The organism is Pseudomonas frederiksbergensis (genome assembly GCF_003732275.1).
Classification (GTDB): domain Bacteria; phylum Pseudomonadota; class Gammaproteobacteria; order Pseudomonadales; family Pseudomonadaceae; genus Aquipseudomonas; species Aquipseudomonas frederiksbergensis_H.
In genome coordinates, this window is record NZ_MOBM01000017.1 from 1 (window position 1) to 25,479 (window position 25,479).

Genomic DNA, 25,479 nt, shown 5'->3' on the forward strand with positions numbered 1-25,479 from the left:
AGTGGGTCAGTTTTCAACCGGTAGGGTGGGTCAGTTTTGCATCGGTACTGACAGACAATCTCGTGGATGCAATGAATACACGCCTCGCAGAGCGCCTGTTAGAAGAAGGATGCAACCCATCCATGTATGCCATCGGCTCCCGTGGCGGGGCGTCAGACGCCTTTTACCTAAGCCACAGGGACACGCAGTGGCAGGTCTGTTATACGGAGCGGGGTCATGATTCACAGCCAATCTATGCCTCAGGCAGTGAGTCTCAAGCATGCGAGTTCTTCTTTCAATACATCATGGCAATGCGTCATGACCACTGTGTTGGCTTCTTTAAGTCCAAAGACAACGCCGTGGCCCTGGAGCACGAGCTCAGAGAGCTAGGGGTACTCAGTTGGTCTGATAAAATTCCCTACGCTGGCAAACACGATCCTCGGCACCGAGTCTTTGTCACCGGTAAGGAGATATTCGTGGCCAGAGAAGCCCTTGGCGTAGTGCCGCGACGCGACACTGGTGCTTAGTAAGCGTTCGGGCAATACACGCTGCTCACCAGTTTTATATTTTGATCAAGGTGACGTGCTCGCCGAATTTAAACTTACTATGCCCCGGAAGAATCATACCGTTTGACAAACCGACGCTCGTCGACCGCGTAACCTTGCTGCTGATAAAAAGTGTGAACCTGTATTCGGTGGTCACTGCTAGTCACCTCAGCCCGGACGCAAAGTTGCTCTGTAAAAAACGCGTCAGCAGCGAAAACTAGCATTGCCCCTACTCCTTGTCCTCGGAAGTCATCATCAATGACAAGGGAGGTAATGCGTCCGAGCCTACCCGGCTGATGAAACAGTTCAAGTACGTGTAAACTTATGACACCGATAATATTTTCACCGTCTTGTGCCAGCAGCACGGTATCGCGAGCGCTAAATTCTAAAGCCTCAAGCTTATCTCGGATTAGCTTTGGCGAGGCTTGGTAGCCTACCCTGAGGATCGCTTCGCGTCACATACTCGAGGCAGGAGCCGTATGCGGTAGTTCCGCACGTACGGATCTGTGCGGGGGGCGGCAGGTAACTGCCGTCCCTACCGCGACCCCTCTAAGGTGAAAGGGGCAGCAAAAAAACGCCCGAAATAATGGGTGTTTTGAGGAGGCGGTATATGGCCATAATTTTTTATGAGTTTCTGACGCCAATTATTGTTGCCTTGTCGGAGTTGTAGTCAATGTAGTGCCATGAGTTAAAAGTTGTATTGCATGGATAAATATCGCCAGTTTCGTCTTTGAATTGGAATTCCCATCCTTTGCTGTTCTGGAAGTTAATGCGGTATTCGTAAATTGGCCCTCTGTCATGGCTAACATAACCTGCCGCAATCCCTATTTTTTGAACTTCTGCTGAAGGGCTAGTCTGCGGAGCCCCAGGAATCCATTGCAAGCTTAAAAAGGGACTGTCTTGTAGTTCGTGCGATTTAATGTTTTCGAGAATTTTCTCTTCGGTGTATCCATCCTTTATTGGATACCCGACCTCATACTTGTGGCCTGCTTTAGATGAAAGCTCAACAATTATGTGGGTGTTGGTGGTGCGGATTTTGTGAGTCATTTTCTTGTCCTTGAAAGAAGTTTTCCATGGGTGAAGCAAGTCGAGCATAGCAGTGATAAAGCCTAGCGCTAGTTGAGGGTGTGCAGAATTTTGTGTAACCGGGGGGCGCGGCTACTGCCTCGGCAGTCTTTCCGCGTAGCTCATCATAAATCGGGCCATGTGAGTAACAGCGATCCCCGGCCTTGCGTCTCTCCACCGAAGGTTCCGACCGGTTTTCACAGCGAATTTCAATCCATGTAGCGACCCCGCAAAGAGCCAGTTCTTTCGTCCAAGAGCCCATGGTCGGATCTGGTTCTCGGCCCAATTGTTTTCTATGGGTACGGCCCCGTCGTCGAGGTAGCGCGACAGCGCTGCCCAGCGTTTCAGGCTGTAATCCAACGCGTGCTGACGCAGTTGCCGACACAGCAAGTGAGTGAAATCGGTAATCTTCTGCCGCATAAGTGGGTGCCGGCATGACCTTCACAAGGTAAAGTTGAGTCGACGGATGCCCTAACCAATCGGAGCGCCTGATGTTCAGCCATGTCACTATCGGCACCAACAATTTCACCCGCGCCACAGACTTCTATAAGCGCCTGCTTGCACCGCTAGGCATCAACCTGCTTGCGCTCAAGCACAAGCCAGACCGCGCTCTATTCACTCAAAGTACGACTACCTCAGGTACGGCGTTCTGCGTCTACAGCCCGTTGAATGGCGAACCAGCGACACCAGGTAACGGGTCAATGGTTGCGTTCGAAGCCCAAGCGCGGGCGCAGGTTGATGACTTCTACGCGGTCGCTATGGCTAACGGGGCATTAGACGAAGGCGCACCAGGGCTGCGTCCTCAGTACTCTCCGGATTATTACGGTGCTTACATCAGAGACCCCGACGGCAACAAGATATGTTGTGTATGTCACAGCGCTGACTGACCTTCGACTTTTGCGCTGATGAGGTTGCCGACTCAGCGGGTTCTTACCTAAGTCACGCAAGGTGACTTGGGCAGACGCTTACGATTTTGCTCAAAGACTGGCTGCTGGTTCTTGTCATGGTGCGTGTGCTCAGTGCGACGTCCTTCAGTACCTGGTCGCCCTCGCGGGCGGTGAGAGGGGAGGTTGTGTTCAAATTTTTTCCATTGACTTGGTTAGCGATCCGCGTTTGCAGTTTGGTTTTCGAAACTTGAAAAGTGCCTCACTCGGTTTTCAGCTATTTGCCTCACACAGCAATGCGTACATGAAAAGCCGTATTGAGGAGGCCGCGGGTACTAAGCGCAGTGGAATGAGGGACATCCTACCTCACTGTTTCAACTACGTATTCTAAATCACTATGTGATCCAGCGATGAATCAATGGAAGAAAATCCAATACCGGTAAAAACAGCATGCTGATTAGAAAAAAAGTCCACGGCAGATATCTTGATGAGACAGACCTGTATGTATATAATGAGTGTTCTCATTTGGTAAGGATGCCCCACCCATGATCGTCGATGGACAACAAGTTGCAGGACTCCCTAAGACAGAAAACCTTTCTAAGGCTATGGTTGATGTGATGGAGCAGCCATTGCATGAGCGTATAAGGATTTTAAGAGATATCGAATTCCTTGATGAAAAAGTAGATTCGATAAGCGGATATATGGAACGCTTTCTCTCATCTGTGATGTCAGAACTAAAGTTTGCCTTTTCTGAGTTTGAAGAAAGGAGCTTGTATTCGGTACATAGATCGTTGTTTCTTTTGTATGAGTTGCAGGTCATCGATCCAGCACACTCGGCGGCGACAAATCAATACAGTGTTTTCCTTCAGAAAGTGAAGAGTGCAATTGAGAGTTCTTGGTTGGCTAGTCAAGCGGTTGCTTCTTTTGTGGAGGCGGAGCCAATCTATGATATTGAAGAGCAGCTTGTGAAACTCTACGAAAGTCATCCTGTTACCAATCATCGCCTATTCGACTATCTTCGTGATACGGCTGATATGGATCAGTTGATTAGTTTTTTTAAAAGTGATTGCGCACTAAATAATAGGTTTTTTGATCTTATAGTGTTGACGCTAGTGGGTGCGCGCCCCAACACCAGAGTTGAAATATCGAAAAATATATGGGATGAAGCGGGGCAAGGGAACGCCGGAAAAAGTCATGTTGAGCTATATAATTCTCTTCTGGTTTCGCTAGATATTGACCTTGTTGGTGACGATTATGCATCGCTGTTGAGTTGGCAGGGGCTCGAAGGATATAATCTGTTCATGATGGGGGCCTTGAATAGACAGCATTACTTTAAACTGCTGGGTATCATGGCTATGACAGAAATGTTGGATCCGCAAAATTATGACAAATTAATCTCCGGATGTCGTCGCTTAGGGGTCTGTGATGAACTGCAGCTTGCATATTATGAAGAGCATGCGGAAATCGATATACTTCATGCGAAGGGATGGGTTGAGAGTGTAGTGCGCCCTATTGTTAAAGATACGCCTAGTGCTGGGCAGGAAATATATATTGGCGCAAAGTATCGACTTGATTCCTGCAATAGATATTACGATTATTTGTTAAATGCTCTGGAGTCCGAGAGGGCGTCGAGGATTCATGAGGGCTTTGCTAGTAGGAAATGATAGAGGATTAGGATAGTGGAAAAAAAACAGGCGATAATCGAGACTGCCACAAAACTTTTTGAAGAGCATGGATTTCATGCGGTGGGCATTGATACGATAATCGCCGAAGCTAAAGTTGCTAAAATGACGATGTATCGTCATTTTAGCAAGAAAAACAATTTGATCGTAGAGGTTCTGAAAGCTCGAGAGTTGATGTGTAAAAGCTCAATGGATGAATTGGTTTCTCAATTTGAATCTCCGATTGAGAAACTCCAGGCAGTTTTTGAGTGGCATAATAATTGGTATCAATCTGATAGCTTTACCGGATGTATGTTTGCTCATGCGGCATCGGAGTTTAATAACGGTGCTGACGAAATAAAAGACGCCGCTGCGAACCAGAAAATTAAACTTGTGGAGTTTGTAGAAGGGATCTTAGTTAGTCTGGTTTCGGCCGATGAGGCTAAGAGGCTTTCACCAATTTTCATCATGCTTCTTGATGGTGCTACGCTGTCAGCTCAAGTTATGGGGCAGCGCAATGCAGCTCGGGATGCATGGAATGCTGTACAAGCTCTTTTGTCAAGTTCTATAAATTCAGAGCGGTAGCACGCAGAAAGCTGGTGCTCTGAAAAGTTGGTGTCTTTCTAGCGAGGCGAGGGAAAAATATTTGAAAGGCTACTTGCTGTTTTGGATGGTTGCGTCAGAGGTTGTTGAGCGCATTGAAAACAGCAAGTGCAGATCGTTTATGGGGTGGAGCAACAAGAGTTATTGAGCATATTCTAATTTTTTGTTGCGGTTTTTTACTAGGTTATATGCTGATAGGGCTATGACGAAACCACCAAAAAGGCACACAGCTTCTGAAGTTTGCATCAATGTTGATAAAACCCCAACGCAGAAGACTGGAATTCCTACCCCAAGATAAATTGCTATATTGTATGCTGCAAGAATCTCTGTTCGTGCCTCAAGCTTGGAAATGGTAGCGTTTAAAAGCCTGGTTGCTCCTAGGAATGTTAAGCCGTGTCCGATTCCTCCCAAAACTGAGCTGGCTAAAATTATGGAAAATGCGGATGAAAATTCGCCATAGATCAATAAGCTCGCTGCAATAACGAGTGTGTAGTAACCACATTGTAAAGCTATTTCTGGTTTCAAACGCATTCCTAGCGCTTGAGTGATGCCGGATACTATAAGGACAGCGCCGGCAGCAATGGCGGGATAAATCAAGTTGCTGTTAGGTAAGTGGCTCGCCACTACAACTGGAACTACCGAAAGAAATATCGCAGGAACTGTCCAAGCTAAAAATGCGGCAGTTGCTGATCTTTTGAAAACATCTTTATGGCTGTGAGGGACGCGCGGCAGATTTATCTTGGGATTACTATTTTTAACGTGGGGCATTGAGAAAGTGAGTGGCAGCATCATGCAAAGGAGTAGAACAATGATCAGATAAGGAGTGAGCGTAGGGTGAGCGAAATATTGTGCAATTAATGCCCCTATAATTGGCGCCAAGCCCCCCCCGTTAGTCATTGCAAGTCCAGTTGCTAGCGCGGCTCTGTGATGGTTGCCATTGGGTTCCAGTCGAACAATAGCGGCTGCAAGATTACTTGTAGACAAGCCTACTGCTATCCCCTGAAAAATACGGCCACAAAGAAAGTAGGAAAACTCGTTTCCTAGTCCAATTATTAGTGTACCGATAATCGAGCAGGTGAGAGCGGTAAGTATTACTATGCGTAACCCATATTTTGAGTGTAGCCAAGACGATATCAGAAGGGTAGGGATAAGACCGAATATGTATGCTGCGAAGACTTCAGTGATTTGAAGAGCATTTAAAATGTTAAGTGATTTGTAAAGTGGGTAGACACCCGATGCTATGTTGGTACTCATCATGAGTAATATGGAACAGGTGACGCAAGCCCAATACGCAATTTTTGACTGAAAGGAATTAGACATTAGCTTGCACCAGTGTCAAGTAAGATTTCGGCTACAATCGTCTCGTCCTGAATTATCTGGGCGTGAGCCAATGTAGGGTTTATATGGAATTCGAATGGGAGTCTTGGATCGGTGTACCGATAGAATTTAACTTCTATGGACGAAATGCTTAATTTGTATCTGTGCTCGATATTGGATAGCACTATTTCAATGAGCGATATCGCGGGGATGTGATCCATTCTCTTGCCATCAATCAACCTGTCAGATTCGCCAGGTATGTGCCTGAAACTGTACTCGGCATGGTTCTCTGTTACGCCCTCTGCAGGGGAAATGCTTATGTCTTTATAATCATTGAAGTTTCTCGAAGAGCGTACGAAACGCTCCATGCTCTGAGGCAGGATACCAAATTCAAATTCAACTGAATAATGTTCTTTGCTGAGCGAGGTTGTAATAGTAGATCGTACCGAGTCGATTCTGTTCTTTTTTTGATTTGTGATTTCGAAGGCTATCTCATGACTTGCTCTCGTTTCGATGGCTTCAAGCGGAGTAACATCAATAGACTTTACTGAGATGGTGACCCCTTCATCGAAACCATAATGTTGATGAATCAGCGCAAGACTGAGTGCGCGTGCGGCAAAGATTTTATTTAACATCTTTGACGTGTACGTATTAAGGTTGTTTGCAGTGCCCGTAGATTGCGGTGAGACCTTTACAAGGTAACTGGAGTCGTGGACGCTCCAGTCCAGCAACTCTCCTCCGCCAATTTCGAAAATTGTCCTGTCGAGAATGATTTTGAGGTTATCCATTTCGGCGTCTCAGATTGGAGTCAGTGATGGCAGGAGGCAAGTAACCACGATCATCATCGCTAACAGTCGTCCCAGGTGGGACAATCTCGTCAATTATGTCCAATAGCTCTGCCGGGAGCTGCGTATCTACTGATTGGATAGTGGCTTCAAGGTGGGAAATTGTTCGTGGCCCGATTATTGCGGATGCAACCCCGGGGTGGTTGAGAACAAACGCAATTGCAGCTACATTCAATTGGATGTCAAATTTCGCGCACGCTTGAGACAGTTGCTGAACGATACGAAGCTTTGTCTGGTTAACTGGTTTTGACATGTCATATCGGTCGCCCCAGTAGCGTGATCGCTCGGTTGCAACATCAGAGCCGGAGTTAATCTTGCCTGCGAGCCATCCACCTGCTAATGGACTCCAAACAGAAGCGCCAACTTTGTATTGCTCGCAGAAGGGAAGTATTTCCCGTTCAATATCTCGTGCTAAGATTGAGTACGGTGGTTGCTCAACCATAGGTCGGGCTCGCTTTGATGTTTCCGCTATCCATTGGGACTGCATTAGAGTTGTGATTGGGAAAGTTGACGTTCCAAAATATCGGATTTTCCCGGCTTGCACTAAGTCTTGCAGTGTTGAAATGGTTTCAGACAGTTCGGTATTAGGGTCTGGTCTGTGCAGCTGATAGATGTCAATCCAGTCGGTGTCTAACCGACGAAGACTTTCTTCAACAGCCTTGGTAATCCAACGCCTGGAGCTTCCTCGTGAGTTAGGGTCGGCCCCCATAGGGGAGTTGACTTTAGTCGCGATAATCACACGGTCTCGTTTCTTGGATTTTTTAAGTGATCTGCCTAAAAAAGTTTCACTTTCCCCTCGGGAATAAGAGTCGGCGGTGTCAAAGTAATTGATGCCCAGTGAAAGTGCTCGCTGAATAATGTTGTCTGAATCATCAAAAGTGTTCTTGCCCCATGCACTGAGCATTAACGTTCCAAGACACAGCTCGCTAACTTGAAGGCCGGTGCCTCCCAAGGTTCTATACTTCATTTTTATTCCTTGAACTCGTTAATGAGATTGGCGACAGCTTCAGCTTGGTCATAGATAAAATAGTGCTCACCATCCATAAAATTGAGTTCCACCTTGGATGACGTAAAGTCTTGCCATTGGAGAAGCGCCTCGGTGTTGGTCATGACGTCATCCTTACCAGCTAGTACCAGTATGGGGACGTCAACTTTTTCGTCGTCGGGCGAATACTGGTGGACAATTTTCTGATCTTTTCTAATGATCGTTAAAAACTGTTGTGCCATGGCAAAGCTAAGTCCTCGAGGTGCACCGCCAACGGATTTCAGCTCCTCAAATAGCTTCTCATCATCAAGGCCTGCAACTCGAAGGCCCCAGTCGGTCTGGTAACCTGGAGCATTTCTTCCAGATACGACCAAAAGTGTTGGGAGTTTTCGTTTTTTTCTTTTAAGAGCTTTTAGCGTTTCGAAGGCTAAAAGAGCACCCATGCAATGTCCGTGCAGGATGTAATCGGATTCTTCGTTCGGGATTTGGTCAATCGAGTCTTCAATGCATTCGTGAATTGTATTGGAAAATGGTTCAGTGCCTCGCTTTCCACGACCAGGAATTTCAATTGGAACTACTTTTCCAATGCTCTCGGGAAATTGATGTTTAAATGCTTTGTAGTTGAGTGTAGACCCGCCTGCGTGGGGGTACGAATACATATTAGTCATGAGTGCCCTTATTTTTGAAATTCTGTAAAACTGGCATGAGTTATTTCGGCTGGCATTTCAAAGCGTTGCAGCCGTTGTTCAAGAAATTTACTAAGATCTGAGGTTTCGATTGATGTATCTTCTCGTGGACTCACAGCTAATGACAGTTTTCCGTCAGTAGTCAAAGTGGTCTTAGCAAATCTGACTGCCGGGTGGCGTTCGGCAGTTTGGCTGATACTTTTTGTGTTTACCTTTTCACCCCGAATGAACACGAAGTCTTTTGTGCGTCCAACGAAGCGTAAAACACCCAGTTTGTCTTTGGTAAACAAGTCGCCGGTAGCTAAGAATCCATCTGCTCGCAGTGGCTGTGTGACATTGTCGCCAACTTTTCGATGTAGTGCCGTGGGAGTTTTTATTAAAAGCTCTCCTGGTTCATTTTCCCGAGGGGAGTCGATCCTGGTTTCAATTCCCTCAAGCGGCAGACCTACGGAGTTTAGTTGTTCCACATCCGCCGAATGAGCCGCTAGCGTAGCGACCCGCGGCCCAGCTTCTGTTAGCCCATAAGTAATGTATAACTCATTTACAAATGGTTTGGTTCGAATTGCATCGACATCACTTGACTTTAATTGATCGCCACCTACGCTTAAAACCCGTATTTCAGGTAGGCAGCTATTGCTCTGTAGTATTTCGCGTACAAGCGTTGGGGTGATCGCTGAGACGGTAATATTTTTTTGATGGGATAGATTTGCAAATCTTTCCACTGTGAATGGAGGCCCATCAATGATTAGTTTGCAACCGCTAATCATCGATCCAATCGCTTGGGCTACCATCGCATACGAGTAATACATTGGAAGGACTAATAGCTGAGTGTCCGAACTATGAATGCCCAATGCTTTGTTATGCATGGCTGCGTTGTTGACCATGGAGGAAATGCTATGGACACACGCAGTATTAATGCCTGACGTCCCAGATGTAAGTATCAATGCTTCATCCGGAGCGTAGGCCGCAGGTGTATTGCGAAACTCCAGAAATCGAAGAGTGCCAATTTCAACGTAATGATTAGCACCGTAAAGAGCAGGATTTATTTTGGCGCCAACGAGCCCCGAAATTTTTAAGGACTCCTGTAGATCCAAAATTCTAGTCGATTTCAGAGATGGAGAAGCGGGTACAGGTACTAGCCCGTTTGCGACGATAGCAATCCAATGTTGCAGAAACTCAAAGCTGTTGGACGTCAGGATAATAATCGCTGACCCGGGCTCCAAGTTGAGGTTTGCATACGAATCCAAGATTGAATTGAAACGTATTCTTACTGATGAGGTGTCCGTAAAACGCTTGCTAAAGTCTTCAATACCATCCAAAAGTAGTTTTGCTGCTGCACTCATTGCGCATCTCCTCCACTCTGGCAGACCGTACTGATTACTCCTGCGTCTAACGCTTGTTCATCGGAAATAAGAGTGCCCCCCAGCTTGTCAGAGTCGGTAAGATCTGTCGATTTCTTGTGAGTGATTACTAATACCGAGTGTACGCCGCTGTGTTTGAACCAGTATCTTGCTACAGATGTTACCGCCTTGCTTGCATTAGCTGGATTCATTGTCAGCGTTACAGATGGGCCCCGGAGTTTGTACTGGATGGCGGTGAGTCCAGTAACAACTCCTGGGTTAGCTCCAGCAAATTTTAGTGGGGAAATTTTACCATCTTTACTGGTGGCGGAAAGTGCACGCATAGTGGCTAAACTACAGTAGTCACTTACTACAATAATGCCGACGTTCTCAAGGCTCTCCTCTGGTACTTTGTTAAGGAGGGATGCGGAAAAATCAACAACGGCCCAGGCCAGTGGATCGGCGTAGAGCGAGGGGCGATTCATTGATGTAATCGATTCATATGTTGAAAATTTGACGTTCATTCATCCGACCCTCGCGATTAACGCAGTGTTGAAACCGCCAAACCCTAAAGTTACGGTGATACCGGTATTTGTATGAAGTGAAACCGGCAAATCCTCACGAAAGCGATTTTTAATATTGGGCATCGGTTCACTTAGACCAACGGTGGGAGGAAGGGCGGATTTTTTGAGTACGTGAATTAGGATAATAAACTCCAGTAATCCACACGCCCCAAGTGAATGTCCAAGCGCCCCTTTTGTTCCAAGAATCTTCAAACGCCCATTTTGGTTAAAAATGTCCTCAATGACCTTTGATTCTATTTCATCGTTGATATGTGTCCCAGTTCCGTGGGCCAGATATACTGAGATATCTTGCGCATCGATTTTTGCTGGTTTGAAGGCTCGTTGTATAGCAAGTCGCACAGAGTCTCCCGACAGATCAGGCGTTGTTAGCCCAGATGCATCGTTAGAGGCGCCATAGCCAACCAACTCACCAAAATGGGATGTGCAGTCTGTGGTTCTGCGTAATACAAGAGCAGCGGCCGCATCGCCGAGCACCATCCCATTCCTCTCCACATCAAAAGGTTTGGGAGTATCGTCGGTCATGGTACCTAACCCTGAGTGGGCTAGGCGTTTAGCTTCTGTGACGATGTCTACCGCAATGATGATAACAGTGTCGTAACTATGATCTTCAAGAAGCGCAGACGCCATACCTAAGGCATCAGAACCAGCTGAGCAGGCTGTTCCAATAACAATTGGTTCTATGGAGCTACCCAAGTCACGTGCACAATCGATCGCCCAAGTAGACATAGTATCGTCTCCAGGATTGTCAAGAAGGTGCCCGTAGCTGGTCGCAAAAATAAACGCCAATCTATCGTCGGTTGCATCTATATTGGCCTCAGATAACACGCTTTGGCCTACCGATAACGCGAGTTCACGTTGTCGGTGATGGTAAGTGTCACTTTTCACCGTGCTTTTGATGACGGCGGCATGATTGTTACGCAATTCAAATTTCGAAGGATGAATTGCGATACCAGATTTTGAGTCAAATAATGCCGCTAACGTTTCGGTTTCATTACCAAGCGGTGTTATCAACGCCTTCGCTATGACTGCGACACTTTTCATAGAGCACCGTTACGACTTGAGTTTGGTGATGAGAGCGGTGAGTGCGCGAATTGTTGCAAAGTTTTCTGGAGTGAAGTCTTTATCTTCGATTTTTATCTTATACTCATTCTCCATTTGGTCTTTCAGCTCTACAAAACCCATGGAGTCGACGCCGAAAACGTCTCGCATTGAGTCGTCAAGTTGCATGTCTGCAATAGCGACTTCGGCGTAAACGTCACTCACCAAAATTTCTTTGATTCGTTGTTCGATGTTCATATTTCACCTTTGATTTTTAGTGTGTTTGGACTTTGCTGTTAATTTTTACATGGGGCTTTTGTTGCGGAAAATTAAGCGATATGCGCCGAAGCCTTACCCATCGTATTTAAACGGCATGCGTAGGGATATGACTTCTTTTTGGCGATTCAGTAAGAGATGCTCCTTATAAAGGAGATATCTTTTGGAAAGATATTGGCGGCCTTAGAGTCCAAGCTCCAATGGTTGAAGCGTGACTTCAAAAAAATAATACGGCCGATTGAAAATTCAACAAAGGAGTAAGCTTTCATCCGTGAGCATCTCGTTTAGTCTGTAGTTTTATTGATATACATCAATAGGAAGCAGATACATGAGATATCGACGCCCTCTGTCCATTCCATGGAATTACTTTGAAGCTCTATGTGGTGAGACAGGTCTGTATCTTACGTCTGCTGTTTTTTACTTGGCAAGTTTTTTTCAAAATATTTCAAGAGCTTGCGCCTCTAAATGGTGCGTTCTGGCGTGTTTTGGTGCGCTTTAGGAAGCATTAAATGCGAAAAGCATGCAGTGCATGCTTCCTCTTACTCCGCTCGCCATTTGGCTGAAGTACGTGCCGGCACGATTTAAGGTGATTCGCCATGTCTGCCCCAAGCTGGGCTGCCGGTGCTGCGAACACATTGCCCAGGTGCCGGCACCGAGTCGACCGATTGCCCGAGGCCCTGCAGGCCCCGGGCTTCTGGCCCATGTGCTGGTCTCCAAATTCTTTGATCACTTGCCGTTGTATCGACAGTCCGTAATCTTGAGATCTACCACCTACGCTGCCCGAGGGATGTGCAATTTTCCTATGCCGATGATGTACAACCTGGTACCTAGAGGTGCCTTTAGCAGGGGCTTGAACCGTGTGCTGGGAAACTCCTATGTACGGTTCTTAGGGGGTTGGACGCGGGCAACCGCGTCTGACTACCCGACAACCAGATCCACCCATCGGCACTTGGACGCTCGAACTGGTTGTGTGTGTCACGAAGGAGTCGTCATGACGACGAGATGAAAACGGCGGCATGACACTCCATGTTCCAAGTTGGATGGAGGTAGGCCCTCCGGTCAGGGCGTGCAGGCGTACTGATCAAACGACCCGATGCTGCGAACATGTTCAGCATGTTGGTGGTGAGCGATTCGGGAAAAGGCAGAGTAACTACTGTCACGTAAGGCTCAGGTAGTTGAACGAAAGTGAACTGACTGATGAAGCGACGAAATCTCCACTGGTGTCAAAACGGGCTTGTATAGCCGGGCCCCGAGAAGTGCAGAGGACACCTGTCTACCGACTGCACGGCGCCCGTTGTTAAGGCAGCAAGAACTTGAGCCAGGCCATTTTGGGGAACGTGAGAACCTATCCTCGGCACGTATCGTGGGGATAGGGACGGACTCACCCGTAGTAGTGATGAAAGACCTGTAATGGGAATGGAGCGAAGGGGTGGGGATCACTTTCGTTGTGCGGGACACAACTCAAACGAGGATGACGTTTTAGTGCCGCGAAAAGCATTCGAGATACCGAAGTCGCTGGTGTGGATGGCGTATCAGGATGTACGCCGCAATCGTGGCGCGCCGGGCTGTGATGGTCGGACGCTCACGGACTTTGATCGGCAGCGCGATCATAACCTCTACCGCATCTGGAACCGGTTGTGCTCAGGGTCGTATTTCCCGCCACCTGTACGGGAAAAGCGCATTCCGAAAGACAACGGCAAGGAGCGCATCCTTGGCATCCCAACGGTCTCTGATCGGGTAGCTCAAGGCGCGGTGAAAAGATATGTGGAGGCTGTGATCGATCCGATTTTTCATCCTGACTCGTATGGGTACAGACCCGGAAGATCGGCCCACGATGCTTTGCGTCAATGTTCCATTCGGTGCCGTCGTAAGAACTGGGTACTGGAAGTGGATATCAGCGCGTTCTTCGACCACGTTGGGCACGACCTGATCATCAAGGCTCTGGAACATCACCAGATGCCGAAATGGGTGATCTTGTACTGTCGACGCTGGCTGCAAGCGCCGATGCAGAGTGAGACGGGATTGCTTCAGGAGCGGGGACGAGGGACACCTCAAGGGGGTGTGATCTCGCCCTTGTTAGCCAATTTATTCCTGCATTATGCCTTTGATCGTTGGATGGACAGGACGCATCGCGGCGTGCCGTTTGAACGGTATGCCGACGATATTGTTATTCACTGCACAAGGATGAGCGAGGCTGTTCGAATCAGGGAGAGCCTGACGCGACGGATGAGTGAAGTAGGCCTGACCATCAACGAAGAAAAGTCGAAGATTGTCTACATCGATACATTCGAGCGGCACAACGTTGCGACTAGCTTCACCTTTCTCGGATATGACTTCAAGGTGCGAACCCTGAAGAACTCCAAAGGCGAACTCTTTCGTAAGTGCATGCCGGGAGCGTCGATGAAGGCGATGCGCAGGATGGTAGACACGATCAAACACTGGCGCATCCATCGATCCACGACTGATGACCTGAGGGATTTTTCTCGCAGGTACAATGCTGTGATTCGAGGATGGATCGAATACTATGGTAAATTCTGGTACAGAAACTTCAGCTATCGATTGTGGAGCGCGTTGCAATCGCGCCTGCTCAAATGGATGAAGAGCAAGTACCGAATCTCTATACGTCAAGCGGAGCATCGGCTGCGTCTTGTTCGGAAAGAGAACCCGGAGCTGTTCGCGCATTGGTATTTACTACGTGCATCGAATGTGTGATCAAGAGCCGTATGACGGGAGACTATCACGTACGGTTCTGTGAGCAGCCGAGGGGTGAAACTCCCTTCGGCTGACTCGACTCGCCGGGTCGCTACGCAGCGGTAAGCGGGCGGCGGCGATCATGAGCTTGATCCAGTCAGCCCGCATGAATGGGCATGATCCGTATGCGTATCTCAAGGATGTGCTGACGCGGTTGCCGACGCAGCGAGCCAGTGAGATCGAGCTGCTGCTGCCACATCAATGGATACCTACCTTACTTATCAAAGCATGTGCCTCGTCAGCCTACTGAAGATCGGCCCTAATGCTGGGATATGGAAGCCACTCTCTCTCTGTATTCACGAGGCGAACACGTCATAATGCGCTTGAAAGCGTGGCTAAATGCACTGTCGGAGTCATAGCCCAGCTTTTGTGCTATGGACGAAATGGTGGTGTGGTTTGTTTTCAACAATCTCGTAGCTAATTGCATGCGCCAGCGCAAGACGTACTCTAAAGGGGCGACACCAGATTTTTGCTTGAATCGCAAAGCGAAGGTCGAGCGAGAAACCCCCGCGATTTTGGCAAGGTTCTCGACCGTCCAAGAACGCGCCGGATCGGCATGAATGGCTTGAATGGTCGCCCCGATACGTGGATCAGATATAGCAAGCAACCAACTCGGCGCGCTATTTCCTTCTTGGATCAAATAAATTCGTAGAACCTGCACTAGCATGATGTGGCCGAGATGCTGAACCACAATCGAGTTACCAAGAGACGGATTGGTGAGTTCATGAGCAATACGCTGCAAGGCCCAATTCAGCACGGAAGCTTGATCCGAACCACTTTTGATGACGGCGACGGGAGGCAATCCGTCAAATAGAAGGCGGGCTTCCTCACCGAAGGCAAAACGTCCCCCGATTAGGAAAAACGCATCGGCTGTCCCACAACTGGCGATGCCATTGACGGCATGGCGATAAATCGCATCCGAGTGGATGGCCGGAAATGCCAAGTCGCTGCGGAGTGAAAACGCCCGCTTACGTGGCAAAAGAAAGCAATCTCCGGCCGTCAATCGGATAGGTTGCTCCACGCCTTCCACCACTAGCCAACAAGTCCCTTCAAGGATTGCATTGAACTTGATGCCGTCGGGTGGCGGAAAGTCGACGGCCCAGTCTCCACCAGCCTTCAGACCTGCAAAAAAAGAGCTATGAGTATTTAGGAGGGAGAGGGCTTCGGACAGGGGATCCATAAGCTGTATAGGACGATCTCGACAGATAATTGGACTTTGCTGCATTCACAGTCCTAAGTCTAGTCTAGACAATGGTGATCGTGGGTTTTGCCCCTATTCCATGTCAGATGCACAAGGACACGCCATGACTAGCAAACAGTCTCCCATCCACTCGGGTTTCGGAGCGGTAACAACCGCAGCAGAGATACTTGAAGGGTGCGATCTATCCAAAACCACCGCCATTGTGACTGGGGGCCATTCCGGCCTGGGCCTGGAGACGACACGGGCACTGACCAATGCGGGCGCGCGTGTCGTTGTCGCAGCACGTGATGTTGAAGCTGCTCGCGCAAAGACTAACGGAATCCCTAATGTGGAAATCGAGCGACTGGATCTTTCCGACCTGACCAGCGTGCATGACTTCGCACACCGTTTCCTGGCAAGCGACCGACACATCGACATCCTGATTGGCAGCGCGGGAATCATGGCTTGCCCGGAAACCCGCGTAGGGGCGGGTTGGGAGGCACAGTTCGCTACCAATCATCTGGGGCACTACGCCCTCGTGAATTTGCTATGGCCTGCGCTCAAGGGTCGTGCAAGGGTGGTAGTAGTGTCATCGGCAGGCCATCACCAATCGGGTATCCGCTGGAACGATGTGCAATTCACGCAGGGCTACGACAAGTGGTTGGCCTATGGGCAGTCGAAGACGGCCAATGCATTGTTTGCTGTCCACCTTGATCGGCTTGGTCAACACGAGGGTGTCCGTGCTTTCTCCCTTCATCCCGGCAAGATTCTCACACCGCTCCAGCGTCATCTGGCGCAGGACGAAATGATTGCCGCCGGCTGGCTAGACGTTAACGGCCACCTTGCCGACCCGACTTTCAAGACGACGCAGCAGGGCGCGGCCACCCAAATTTGGGCCGCAACAGCTCTGCAGTTAAATGGCATGGGAGGTTTGTATTGTGAGGACTGTGAGATCGCATCGCTGGACGCAAGCGAACCACCATCCTTTGTCGGCGTCCGGCCTTATGCCGCCGACCCTGATCAAGCCGAACGTCTTTGGGCGCTATCCGCTCAACTTACCGGGATTGACGCTTTTGAAAGGAAATGAGTGATCGAGATAGAGCGTCCATATCTGCGCTGCTCTTTGTTCGTGGCTAGAGAGCTTTACATCGGCTGCGCATCGCAGAAACCGTCCATCGAGTCGCCGCCGCTGTCGCGCACGACGGAAGAACCAGACAAAGATCCTGGGCGGACAGTAGTTCATCCGCATTGGACGGGTTAGGGAAGGCGACTTCGCTGGCCGGTTACGTTCAGACGTGTCGATACCTGGTCATTTACGTCTATTTTCTATACGTAATACTGGCTTAATTCCTTTTGGGTTTTATTTTCAAAGTCGAACTTTGACGACAGTCTGACCGTGTCCTTTTGTAAGAGCCATTTGCAGCGACTACACTCCACCGATGAAACGCTATCTGCGGTTATGCATCATCTTCATGATTAGCTTGGCGCTTCCCCTCAGCGGGATGGCGGGCGTTCAGGCACCGACAGAACCTTGTCCAATGAAGACGATGGGCATGGCAATGATGGACGACATGGGGATGGACTGCTGTAACGATATAAAAAGCCCTTCCGAGCACGGCAAACCGTGTAAGCCGGGTCAGGAATGCAAAACAGGCGGCATGCTGCAAGTCTCGATCTTCAAGCCTCCTGTAACCCTATTTAGTCATGTAGTGCTTTCCTTCTCCAGCGATTCCCTACCCATACAGACTCCGTCCGGGGTATGGCGACCGCCTCGCGTTTGATTCCTGTCCCACATTGAGCCTCATTCCACATTAACGGGATGGACTAGCTGTGCGCATGTCTTTTGATGTGTGCAGTGGATGATCACCAGGAATCGTAAACATGAACTCCAAGTGCTATTGCACAGGTTGGACTCTCCTGTCCGGCCTCGCGGCGAGCATGCTGGCATTGCCGAGCCTGGCTGCCGCATTGACACTCGACGAAGCGTTGCGGCTGGTTGAAAACAATGCGCCGTCGCTGACCGCGCAAGATGCCAAAATTCAGGCTGCCAGCAGTGCAGCCATCCCTGCTGGTGAATTACCTGATCCCAAACTCCTGGTGGGCGTGCAGAACTACCCCATTGGCGGTCAGGATCGCTGGAGTCTCAAGCAAGACTTCATGACCATGCAAATGGTTGGGGTCAGGCAGGAAATGCCCAACAGCGACAAGCGTAAAGCACGCATTGAAACTGCCGATGCGGCCATTGATCGAGCTGTAGCGGAGCGCAGGATAGAGCGTTTGAAAGTTCGCCAATCCACGGCATTGGCTTGGATCAGCAGCTACTCAATTGAGCGCAAAGATGCGCTGTTCCAGGACTTCTACAAAGAAAATCGCCTGCTGACCGATACCGTCCGGGCCCAAATTGCCGGTGGGCGCGCTCAACCCGCCGACGCAGTGACACCCAAGCAAGAAGCGGCTCAGTTGGCGGAGCAACAGGACGATCTGATTCTCCAGAGAGCGCAAGCACGAGCCGCCCTCAAGCGCTGGATTGGCTCCGCCGCTAATGACAAGCCTATGGGCAGCTTGCCTGAATGGCCTGTCGATATTGCAAGCTACTCTCATAGACTGCAACACCATCCCGAGTTGGCAGCGTTTGCGCCGATGACCCGCGAAGCGCAAGCCAAGGTTCGTGAAGCCGTGTCGGAGAAACAGTCCGACTGGAGCTGGGAACTGGATTACCAGCACCGTGGCCGTGAGTTTGGCGACATGGTCAGCGTGCAGTTTTCCTGGGATCTGCCACTGTTTCCTGACTCTCGCCAAAACCCCAAAATCGCGGCCAAACAGGCTGAGCTCAGCCAGCTTGAGGCCGAGCGAGAAGCCCTGTCACGCGAGCACACTCAGCAACTGGAAAACGAACTGGCTGACTATGAGCGCCTGAATCGTGCCGTGCGCCGAAACCAGGAAAGCTTGCTGCCGTTGGCCAAGGAAAAGGTCGAACTCACCATGGCCAGTTACCGTGCCGGCAAAGGCGATTTAAACGCCGTTGTTACCGCCCGACGTGAGCTTATCGAGGCCCGTCTCAAACAGATCGACGTGGAAGAGCAGCGAGCGCTGACCAGTGCGCGTCTTTATTTTGCTTATGGGGAGTCCAGCCAATGAACCTCAAAAAATGGAATGGGGCATTGCTGGTGGGCATTTCGTTGGCATTCGGTGTTGCCGGTGGTTACTGGTTCGCGCATCAGCGCATGAGCGGAGTACCAAGTACCACCCCGGAGCAGAGCCTCAATTCCCCGGACGAACGCAAAGCCCTGTATTGGTACGACCCCATGTACCCACAGCAAAAGTTCGATAAGCCGGGTAAATCCCCTTTCATGGACATGCAGCTGGTTCCTCAGTACGCCAGCGGTGCAGGAGATAGTGCGACCGTCAGTATCGATCCGAGTCTGTCTCAGAATCTCGGTCTGCGTTTTGCGAAAGTCACCCGTGGAATTTTTGAATCCAATCTCGACGTCACAGGAATCTTGGGATTCGACGAGCGTGATGTCGCTGTGATTCAGGCTCGCACCACTGGCTTTGTGGAGAGGGTCTATGCGCATGCTCCTGGCGATGTACTCAAGCCCAATGCGGCGTTGGCGGATATGCTGGTGCCCGAGTGGGCAGCCGCCCAGACAGAGTTCCTTGCCCTTAAGCGCAACGGTGATGCTGACTTGTTGGCTGCCGCCCGCCAACGACTGAGGCTCACAGGGATGCCGGCAACACTGATTGCTCAGTTAGAGCGTGGTGGTAAGGTTCAGCCCTACATGACGCTCACAAGCCCCATTGGTGGTGTGCTGCAAGAACTGAATGTACGTGCGGGTATGACCGTGGCGACCGGAGACACCTTGGCACGCGTCAATGGTTTGGGCAGTGTCTGGCTAGCCGTGGCCGTTCCTGAATCAGATGCCGGGTCGATTACCGTGGGGCAGGCGGTCGAAGCGCGTCTGCCAGCCTTCCCAGGGACAATGCTCAATGGCAAGATCAGCGCGATTTTGCCCGAGACTAATCCGGACAGCCGCACCCTCCGTGTGCGAGTGGAACTACCCAATCCGGATGGGCGCCTTAGACCAGGTTTGACGGCACAGGTACGCCTGAACCGCTCAACTGAGCAAAGTGTGCTTTGGGTGCCAAGCGAAGCAGTCATTCGCACCGGTCGCCGTGCGCTGGTGATGCTGACTGAAGACGCCGGTCGCTATCGTCCAGTGGAGGTGCAACTCGGACAGGAAAGCGATGGCAAGACGGAAATATTGAAAGGTCTGGAAGAAGGCCAGAAGGTGGTTACGTCTGGCCAGTTCCTGCTCGACTCGGAGGCCAGTCTTAAAGGCATTGTTGCCAGCTCGGAGAAAGAGTCACCACCCAGCGCAACAGGCTCCAGCTTTCATGAAGCAGATGGTCAGATCGTCGAGCTCAACGACAAAGAAGTCACGCTCGCCCATGGCCCCTTTAAGACGCTGGGCATGCCTGGAATGACGATGACTTTCCCACTCGCCAATCCGGCTCTGATGCAGGGCCTCAAAGCGGGTGACAAGGTTCGTATCGCGGTGAGCCAAACCGATGATGGTTTGCGTGTTGAGCGCCTGGATAAATCGGGGAGCCAGCCATGATCGCTGCCCTGATTCGTTGGTCAGTAGCCAACCGATTCCTGGTGCTACTGGCGACATTGTTTGTCACGGCGTGGGGCATTTGGTCGGTGCAGAGCACGCCCATCGATGCGCTGCCGGATCTCTCCGATGTGCAAGTGATCATCCGCACCCCTTATCCTGGACAAGCACCGCAGATTGTCGAAAACCAGGTGACCTATCCGTTGGCCACCACCATGCTCTCGGTGCCGGGAGCAAAGACCGTGCGAGGTTACTCCTTCTTCGGCGACAGCTTTGTTTATGTGTTGTTCGAAGACGGTACCGACTTGTACTGGGCCCGCTCGCGGGTGTTGGAGTATCTGAGTCAAGTACAAAGTCGGTTGCCAGCGAGCGCTAAACCGGCGTTAGGGCCGGATGCAACGGGGGTGGGTTGGATCTTTCAGTACGCACTGATTGATCGCAGTGGCGGACATGACTTGGCGCAGCTTCGAGCACTTCAAGACTGGTTCCTTAAGTTCGAACTCAAGACGTTGCCCAACGTTGCGGAAGTCGCCACCGTGGGCGGCATGGTCAAGCAGTACCAGGTTCAACTTGATCCTCTGAAACTGGCCAGCCTCGGCATCACCCAGGCTGAGGTAACCGAAGCTATAGGCAAGGCCAATCAGGAAACCGGTGGGGCCGTGCTGGAGATGGCAGAGACCGAGTTCATCGTGCGCGCGTCCGGCTACCTGAAGACGCTCAATGACTTTCGGGCAATCCCGCTTAAGTTACGTGCGGGTGGCGTGCCGGTGAACCTTGGCGATGTCGCCACGATCCAGTTGGGCCCGGAGATGCGGCGCGGTATCACTGAACTCGACGGCGAAGGCGAGACCGTCGGCGGCGTGGTGATTTTGCGCAGCGGCAAGAACGCTCGCGAAACCATCGCTGCGGTCAAGACCAAGCTCGACGAACTGAAAAGCAGTTTGCCGCCCGGCGTAGAAATCGTCACAACCTACGACCGCAGCAAGCTGATCGACCGCGCTGTGGAAAATCTCAGCCACAAGCTCATCGAAGAGTTCATCGTCGTCGCGTTGGTGTGTGTGATCTTCCTCTGGCACCTGCGCTCATCGCTGGTGGCGATCATCTCCTTGCCGGTTGGTGTATTGATTGCCTTCATCGTCATGCGCTACCAGGGCATCAACGCCAACATCATGTCCTTGGGCGGGATAGCCATCGCCATTGGCGCCATGGTCGATGCCGCCGTGGTGATGATCGAGAACGCCCACAAAAAGGTTGAGGCTTGGCACGCGGCCAATCCAGGGGAGGAGCTGAAGGGCGAGCGTCATTGGCACGTGATGACCGAAGCAGCCGCAGAGGTAGGCCCGGCACTGTTTTTCTGTTTACTGATCATCACCCTGTCGTTCATTCCGGTGTTCACGCTGGAAGCGCAAGAGGGGCGGCTGTTCGGCCCACTGGCTTTCACCAAGACCTATGCCATGGCTGCAGCGGCGGGATTGTCAGTGACCTTGGTGCCGGTGCTGATGGGCTACTGGATTCGAGGACGAATTCCCAGTGAACAACAGAACCCGTTGAACCGGTGGTTGATTCGGATCTATCAGCCAGCCCTGGACACGGTCTTGCGTCGACCAAAGCTCACACTGCTGGTCGCATTATTGGTATTTGTCAGCGGGGTGTGGCCGATCTCTCAACTAGGTGGTGAGTTTCTACCTCCGTTGGACGAGGGTGACCTGCTCTATATGCCTTCAGCTTTGCCGGGACTGTCGGCGCAGAAGGCCGCGCAACTGCTGCAACAGACCGACCGACTGATCAAGACCGTGCCAGAGGTCGAACACGTCTTCGGCAAGGCAGGTCGTGCTGAAACTGCCACCGACCCGGCACCGCTGGAGATGTTCGAGACCACCATCCAGTTCAAACCACATGAGCAATGGCGTCCAGGCATGACCCAGGAAAAGCTGGTGGCAGAGCTGGATCGAGTGGTACGAGTCCCGGGACTAACCAATATCTGGATACCGCCGATTCGTAACCGTATCGACATGCTGGCGACCGGGATCAAAAGTCCCATCGGCGTGAAAGTTGCTGGCACCAACCTGGCGGAGATCGATGCAGCAACTCAGGCAGTCGAGCGAGTGGCTAAAGACGTGCCTGGTGTCAGTTCGGCTCTGGCCGAGCGACTGACAGGTGGCCGCTATATCGACGTGGATATCGACCGTAAAGCCGCAGCCCGCTACGGACTGAATATCGCCGATGTGCAGTCCATTGTGGCCGGAGCTATAGGGGGTGAAAACGTCGGAGAGACCATCGAAGGGCTCGCACGCTTCCCGATAAACGTCCGTTATCCCCGTGAATGGCGGGACTCACTCGGTGCCTTGGAACAGTTGCCAATCTATACCCCGCTAGGTAGCCAGATCACCCTCGGCACGGTGGCGAAGGTCAAGGTCACGGACGGGCCGCCAATGCTCAAGAGTGAAAATGCACGCCCTTCGGGCTGGGTGTATATCGACGTGCGCGGGCGCGATATCGCATCCGTGGTAGCCGACCTGCGGCGAGCTGTCAGCGAGCAGGTCAAATTTCAGCCCGGCATGAGCCTGAGCTACTCGGGACAGTTCGAGTTTCTCGAACGGGCCAACGCACGGCTCAAACTGGTAGTGCCCGCCACGTTGTTGATCATCTTCGTGTTGCTCTACCTGACGTTCGCGCGCTTCGATGAGGCCTTGCTGATCATGGCCACGCTGCCATTCGCACTGACGGGCGGTGCATGGTTCCTTTATCTGTTGGGATTCAATCTTTCGGTCGCCACCGGGGTCGGTTTTATTGCCTTAGCCGGTGTGTCTGCCGAATTTGGCGTGATCATGCTGCTCTATCTGAAGAACGCCTGGGCTGAGCGTGAAGAGCTCGGCGACAGCTCTGAGCGCGGGCTGTTGGCGGCGATTCGCGAAGGTGCTGTGCAGCGCGTTCGCCCCAAGGCCATGACCGTTGCGGTCATCATTGCGGGTCTGTTACCCATTCTGCTGGGCAGCGGAACCGGTAGCGAGGTAATGAGCCGCATCGCTGCACCCATGGTGGGCGGCATGGTCACCGCCCCTTTGCTTTCCCTGTTTGTCATTCCGGCAGCCTATCGCCTGATGCGTCGCCGGCACCTCTCAGTTGAACCCCTCAACCCTCAAGGAGAAGTCGTATGAAACTGACCCTGATTGCAGTTACAAGCACCGTATTTGCGCTTTCACTTTCTGTCCACGCGGAGGACATGCCAGGCATGAAAATGGACGGTATGGAGGGCATGCAGATGAAGCAGGATACAAAACAAGCTCCAGTCGCTAACGCCGAGGGAACGATCAAGGCGATCGATCCTGCGAAGCATACGGTAACCATTTCCCACGGAGCTGTTCCAGCCGTGCAATGGCCGCCGATGACTATGGCTTTTTCCGTGACGGAGGATCAGCTGACAGGGCTGACGGCTGGAGACCGAGTGTCGTTTTCATTTCGGTTGGAGGGTGGCACAGCAACAATTGTGTCCATTAAAAAATGAGACTGTAGTGATGAAAATTACCGGCACGCTCTGTCGCGCCGGTTTCTACCGTCTATGCCCAGCCCAGCCCAGCCCAGCCCACGCCACAAGCATGGCAGAGCAAGTGCGAATACCACGGTCAGGGATCCGCTGAGCAGAGTGTTCGGGCTAGCCGCTAATAGTTAAGGGGGGGCTTGGTGAGGGTGTGAAGATGATTTCGAGATTTGTTGTTGTCCCTGCAATCCCAACGGAAACGGAATCAATGCGCAACGGATCGCGCTTCTACTGTCCGATTGCACCTATAGGCTTCAACCTCTATGACAATGAGGAGAAGTTTCGTCTGAAGACTACCTATCAGACCCGAGAAGAAGCCGAGGGAGAGGGTCAGCGGCTTAACCTTGAGCGGCTTCAAAGCGTCCTTTCGGAACGGGAATCCGTGATTTCGCTATAAGCATTCACTCCCGCATCGTCATCAGGGGCGCGGTTTCCGAAACGCGTGGATCAGGAGCGCGCGGAAGCACGACCTACACCACTCTGACGTGGATGCTCGGCATTCAGAAGCGAACAAACAGCCTCTGCCTTCGTCCTAACCTTGAACACGCCATGCTTGCTGGCTGAACCTCCCTCTACGAGATCTACAACTCTGTATCGCTTGCTGCCATCGTCCAGTGTGGTGGTTTCAATCACTCTGAATCTTGCGTGCATAGTTGCTTTCCGTGCATGACATTGGTGTCCTACAAGTACCGGCAAAAGGAGGTGATTTCAAGAACGGGACGGGCTTGAGCTGAGACAATTTATGACAGTGCAATGCGCTCGTCTTTGCGCGGAGACTGGATCAGAGTAGGTGGCATGCTGATGCATTTTTCCCTTAGTCGATGCTTCGGGCCAGCAGGGCCCGGCTAAGCTTTAGGTTTTTCTGATGGAGGTACTGATGCTGTCATCGATCCCGGTGCCGAAATTTCTGGCATAACCCTCTCATGCCCTCGACCTTAAAAAAGAAGAGCGAATAACCTGTACAGAATTTCTGGCCGTGTACAGGAATCATGGCCAATTGTCCGATTTATCATTCAATCTTGACGCACCCCGTTGCGTCACTGCCTCGCTGCGCTAAGGTGAATTTTCCGATAACTAAGACTAAAGTCGTAGGAGGATGCGGAATGCGAATTCGTGGGGATGTGTTTTGGCAATGGGCTGATCCAGCACTTCACCATCGGACACACGATGAGACGTTAGACGATGGCACGTTCATTGATGTCCAAGTGAGGCTGTCGCCCTCGGGAATCACCCAAATGTTCATCGGCGTGTATGCGGCAAGCGGTATGGCTTTGCATGAAGAGGCATTTGATTCCAGACCGGGCGAATCAATGACTCGTGCTTTAGCTTGGGGCGTAGGGTGTGCAAGGCGGCTCGCGATTAGTCTCAAGCAGACAGAAAGGCATGTAGCCTAGCTCTCATAACAGCAGCTTGGTAGGCACCTGGTCATCTGATCAGACGTCAAGTGACGTCCCATCATCCTTCACCCAAGCTGCTTTCTTGTACCCCCAAGATCAAGGACGGAGTAGCAAATTCTGTTGCAGCGCTCAGTCCGGCGCCTCATCAGTCCTGGCCGCATTTTGACGTTCGAATTATTTCGAGCCTTT

At 51.1% G+C, this 25,479-nt stretch carries 23 protein-coding genes and 3 pseudogenes; 14 read left to right on the forward strand and 12 right to left on the reverse strand.

The features are described from left to right. Window positions 1-506, forward strand: a 506-nt coding sequence (locus tag BK662_RS35045) for a hypothetical protein (protein ID WP_123358428.1), incomplete at its 5' end; no start/stop codon positions are given. A gap of 77 nt (window positions 507-583) precedes the next feature. On the opposite strand, the gene BK662_RS13220 is transcribed toward BK662_RS35045, so the two are convergent. The 3 genes and pseudogenes from BK662_RS13220 to BK662_RS13230 form a co-directional block, all read right to left on the reverse strand. Then, window positions 584-970, reverse strand: a complete 387-nt coding sequence (locus tag BK662_RS13220) for a GNAT family N-acetyltransferase (RefSeq protein ID WP_123358429.1) — start codon at window positions 968-970, stop codon at window positions 584-586. Window positions 971-1,148: 178 nt separating this feature from the next. After that, a complete protein-coding gene (locus BK662_RS13225; RefSeq protein ID WP_123358430.1) occupies window positions 1,149-1,571 on the reverse strand; it encodes a hypothetical protein in 423 nt (140 codons plus the stop codon). A 237-nt stretch (window positions 1,572-1,808) separates the two neighbouring features. Continuing rightward, window positions 1,809-1,979: pseudogene (locus BK662_RS13230) on the reverse strand (IS66 family transposase); the annotation flags it as partial. Window positions 1,980-2,080: 101 nt separating this feature from the next. On the opposite strand from BK662_RS13230, the gene BK662_RS13235 reads away from it, so the two are divergent. From BK662_RS13235 to BK662_RS13245, 3 genes are all read left to right on the forward strand, one after another. Continuing rightward, the gene (locus tag BK662_RS13235; RefSeq protein ID WP_123358431.1) at window positions 2,081-2,476 is read left to right on the forward strand and encodes a VOC family protein; all 396 of its coding nucleotides are present in this window, start codon (window positions 2,081-2,083) and stop codon (window positions 2,474-2,476) included. Window positions 2,477-3,018: 542 nt separating this feature from the next. Continuing rightward, window positions 3,019-4,137, forward strand: a complete 1,119-nt coding sequence (locus BK662_RS13240) for an iron-containing redox enzyme family protein (RefSeq protein WP_123358432.1) — start codon at window positions 3,019-3,021, stop codon at window positions 4,135-4,137. Between the two features lie 15 nt (window positions 4,138-4,152). Next, on the forward strand, window positions 4,153-4,719 hold the full coding sequence (locus BK662_RS13245; protein ID WP_259695910.1) for a TetR/AcrR family transcriptional regulator: 567 nt from the start codon (window positions 4,153-4,155) through the stop codon (window positions 4,717-4,719). Between the two features lie 159 nt (window positions 4,720-4,878). Here the strand turns inward: BK662_RS13245 and BK662_RS13250 are convergent, their stop codons facing one another. The 8 genes from BK662_RS13250 to amcB are packed head-to-tail and all read right to left on the reverse strand — an operon-like array spanning window position 4,879 to window position 11,790. Continuing rightward, window positions 4,879-6,057: an MFS transporter gene (locus BK662_RS13250; RefSeq protein WP_123358434.1), complete on the reverse strand. Its 1,179-nt coding sequence runs from the start codon at window positions 6,055-6,057 to the stop codon at window positions 4,879-4,881. Next, complete coding sequence (locus BK662_RS13255) at window positions 6,057-6,842, reverse strand: hypothetical protein (RefSeq protein ID WP_123358435.1); 786 nt, start codon at window positions 6,840-6,842, stop codon at window positions 6,057-6,059. The genes BK662_RS13250 and BK662_RS13255 overlap by 1 nt, the downstream gene beginning before the upstream one ends. Then, on the reverse strand, window positions 6,835-7,866 hold the full coding sequence (locus BK662_RS13260; RefSeq protein WP_123358436.1) for an aldo/keto reductase: 1,032 nt from the start codon (window positions 7,864-7,866) through the stop codon (window positions 6,835-6,837). Before BK662_RS13260 ends, BK662_RS13255 begins: the two co-directional genes overlap by 8 nt. Window positions 7,867-7,868: 2 nt before the next feature. Then, window positions 7,869-8,552, reverse strand: a complete 684-nt coding sequence (locus tag BK662_RS13265) for a thioesterase II family protein (protein ID WP_123358437.1) — start codon at window positions 8,550-8,552, stop codon at window positions 7,869-7,871. An 8-nt stretch (window positions 8,553-8,560) separates the two neighbouring features. Next, on the reverse strand, window positions 8,561-9,913 hold the full coding sequence (gene amcH / locus BK662_RS13270; protein WP_123358438.1) for an adenylate-forming 2-oxoglutaryl-ACP ligase AmcH: 1,353 nt from the start codon (window positions 9,911-9,913) through the stop codon (window positions 8,561-8,563). Continuing rightward, entirely contained in the window at window positions 9,910-10,434 is a 525-nt protein-coding gene (amcG, locus tag BK662_RS34650) for a cispentacin moiety biosynthesis protein AmcG (protein ID WP_148057932.1), read from the reverse strand. Before amcG ends, amcH begins: the two co-directional genes overlap by 4 nt. After that, window positions 10,435-11,535, reverse strand: coding sequence for a cispentacin biosynthesis acyltransferase subunit AmcF (gene amcF, locus BK662_RS13275; RefSeq protein ID WP_123358439.1), 1,101 nt, complete (start codon window positions 11,533-11,535; stop codon window positions 10,435-10,437). It lies immediately after the preceding gene. A 9-nt stretch (window positions 11,536-11,544) separates the two neighbouring features. Continuing rightward, window positions 11,545-11,790 carry a cispentacin biosynthesis acyl carrier protein AmcB gene (amcB, locus tag BK662_RS13280; RefSeq protein WP_123358440.1) on the reverse strand — a complete coding sequence of 82 codons (246 nt, stop codon included), beginning with the start codon at window positions 11,788-11,790 and terminating at the stop codon, window positions 11,545-11,547. 577 nt (window positions 11,791-12,367) lie between these two features. Here amcB and BK662_RS13285 point away from each other — a divergent pair. The 3 genes and pseudogenes from BK662_RS13285 to BK662_RS13300 all read left to right on the forward strand — a co-directional run. After that, window positions 12,368-12,598: pseudogene (locus BK662_RS13285) on the forward strand (IS66 family transposase zinc-finger binding domain-containing protein); the annotation flags it as partial. 692 nt (window positions 12,599-13,290) lie between these two features. Then, window positions 13,291-14,520 (forward strand): group II intron reverse transcriptase/maturase, encoded by a 1,230-nt coding sequence (gene ltrA / locus BK662_RS13295; protein ID WP_221179105.1) that lies wholly within the window; start codon window positions 13,291-13,293, stop codon window positions 14,518-14,520. 82 nt (window positions 14,521-14,602) lie between these two features. Then, window positions 14,603-14,809, forward strand: a pseudogene (locus BK662_RS13300) (transposase domain-containing protein); the annotation flags it as partial. 9 nt (window positions 14,810-14,818) lie between these two features. Here the strand turns inward: BK662_RS13300 and BK662_RS13305 are convergent. After that, complete coding sequence (locus BK662_RS13305; protein WP_123358514.1) at window positions 14,819-15,739, reverse strand: AraC family transcriptional regulator; 921 nt, start codon at window positions 15,737-15,739, stop codon at window positions 14,819-14,821. Window positions 15,740-15,863: 124 nt separating this feature from the next. Between BK662_RS13305 and BK662_RS13310 the strand changes: the two genes are divergently transcribed. The 7 genes from BK662_RS13310 to BK662_RS35265 all read left to right on the forward strand — a co-directional run bounded on the left by BK662_RS13310 (window position 15,864) and on the right by BK662_RS35265 (window position 25,287). Further along, a complete protein-coding gene (locus BK662_RS13310) occupies window positions 15,864-16,826 on the forward strand; it encodes an SDR family NAD(P)-dependent oxidoreductase (RefSeq protein ID WP_123358442.1) in 963 nt (320 codons plus the stop codon). Window positions 16,827-17,178: 352 nt separating this feature from the next. Further along, window positions 17,179-17,520 (forward strand): hypothetical protein, encoded by a 342-nt coding sequence (locus BK662_RS35260; protein ID WP_123358443.1) that lies wholly within the window; start codon window positions 17,179-17,181, stop codon window positions 17,518-17,520. Between the two features lie 100 nt (window positions 17,521-17,620). After that, a complete protein-coding gene (locus BK662_RS13320; RefSeq protein WP_123358444.1) occupies window positions 17,621-18,877 on the forward strand; it encodes a TolC family protein in 1,257 nt (418 codons plus the stop codon). Further along, the gene (locus BK662_RS13325; RefSeq protein WP_123358445.1) at window positions 18,874-20,358 is read left to right on the forward strand and encodes an efflux RND transporter periplasmic adaptor subunit; all 1,485 of its coding nucleotides are present in this window, start codon (window positions 18,874-18,876) and stop codon (window positions 20,356-20,358) included. The genes BK662_RS13320 and BK662_RS13325 overlap by 4 nt, the downstream gene beginning before the upstream one ends. Then, entirely contained in the window at window positions 20,355-23,513 is a 3,159-nt protein-coding gene (locus BK662_RS13330) for an efflux RND transporter permease subunit (protein ID WP_123358446.1), read from the forward strand. The genes BK662_RS13325 and BK662_RS13330 overlap by 4 nt, the downstream gene beginning before the upstream one ends. Beyond that, a complete protein-coding gene (locus BK662_RS13335; RefSeq protein WP_123358447.1) occupies window positions 23,510-23,860 on the forward strand; it encodes a copper-binding protein in 351 nt (116 codons plus the stop codon). Before BK662_RS13330 ends, BK662_RS13335 begins: the two co-directional genes overlap by 4 nt. Window positions 23,861-24,996: 1,136 nt before the next feature. Next, window positions 24,997-25,287, forward strand: coding sequence for a hypothetical protein (locus tag BK662_RS35265; protein ID WP_123358450.1), 291 nt, complete (start codon window positions 24,997-24,999; stop codon window positions 25,285-25,287). Window positions 25,288-25,479: the final 192 nt, after the last annotated feature.

Coding starts and splice junctions, on each gene's coding strand:
- BK662_RS13225 (WP_123358430.1), bottom strand. CDS start 1,571: ATGACTCACAAAATCCGCACCACCAACACCCACATAATTGTTGAGCTT.
- BK662_RS13235 (WP_123358431.1), top strand. CDS start 2,081: ATGTTCAGCCATGTCACTATCGGCACCAACAATTTCACCCGCGCCACA.
- BK662_RS13240 (WP_123358432.1), top strand. CDS start 3,019: ATGATCGTCGATGGACAACAAGTTGCAGGACTCCCTAAGACAGAAAAC.
- BK662_RS13250 (WP_123358434.1), bottom strand. CDS start 6,057: ATGTCTAATTCCTTTCAGTCAAAAATTGCGTATTGGGCTTGCGTCACC.
- BK662_RS13255 (WP_123358435.1), bottom strand. CDS start 6,842: ATGGATAACCTCAAAATCATTCTCGACAGGACAATTTTCGAAATTGGC.
- BK662_RS13260 (WP_123358436.1), bottom strand. CDS start 7,866: ATGAAGTATAGAACCTTGGGAGGCACCGGCCTTCAAGTTAGCGAGCTG.
- BK662_RS13265 (WP_123358437.1), bottom strand. CDS start 8,552: ATGACTAATATGTATTCGTACCCCCACGCAGGCGGGTCTACACTCAAC.
- amcH (WP_123358438.1), bottom strand. CDS start 9,913: ATGAGTGCAGCAGCAAAACTACTTTTGGATGGTATTGAAGACTTTAGC.
- amcG (WP_148057932.1), bottom strand. CDS start 10,434: ATGAACGTCAAATTTTCAACATATGAATCGATTACATCAATGAATCGC.
- amcF (WP_123358439.1), bottom strand. CDS start 11,535: ATGAAAAGTGTCGCAGTCATAGCGAAGGCGTTGATAACACCGCTTGGT.
- amcB (WP_123358440.1), bottom strand. CDS start 11,790: ATGAACATCGAACAACGAATCAAAGAAATTTTGGTGAGTGACGTTTAC.
- BK662_RS13305 (WP_123358514.1), bottom strand. CDS start 15,739: ATGGATCCCCTGTCCGAAGCCCTCTCCCTCCTAAATACTCATAGCTCT.
- BK662_RS13310 (WP_123358442.1), top strand. CDS start 15,864: ATGACTAGCAAACAGTCTCCCATCCACTCGGGTTTCGGAGCGGTAACA.
- BK662_RS35260 (WP_123358443.1), top strand. CDS start 17,179: ATGAAACGCTATCTGCGGTTATGCATCATCTTCATGATTAGCTTGGCG.
- BK662_RS13320 (WP_123358444.1), top strand. CDS start 17,621: ATGAACTCCAAGTGCTATTGCACAGGTTGGACTCTCCTGTCCGGCCTC.
- BK662_RS13325 (WP_123358445.1), top strand. CDS start 18,874: ATGAACCTCAAAAAATGGAATGGGGCATTGCTGGTGGGCATTTCGTTG.
- BK662_RS13330 (WP_123358446.1), top strand. CDS start 20,355: ATGATCGCTGCCCTGATTCGTTGGTCAGTAGCCAACCGATTCCTGGTG.
- BK662_RS13335 (WP_123358447.1), top strand. CDS start 23,510: ATGAAACTGACCCTGATTGCAGTTACAAGCACCGTATTTGCGCTTTCA.
- BK662_RS35265 (WP_123358450.1), top strand. CDS start 24,997: ATGCGAATTCGTGGGGATGTGTTTTGGCAATGGGCTGATCCAGCACTT.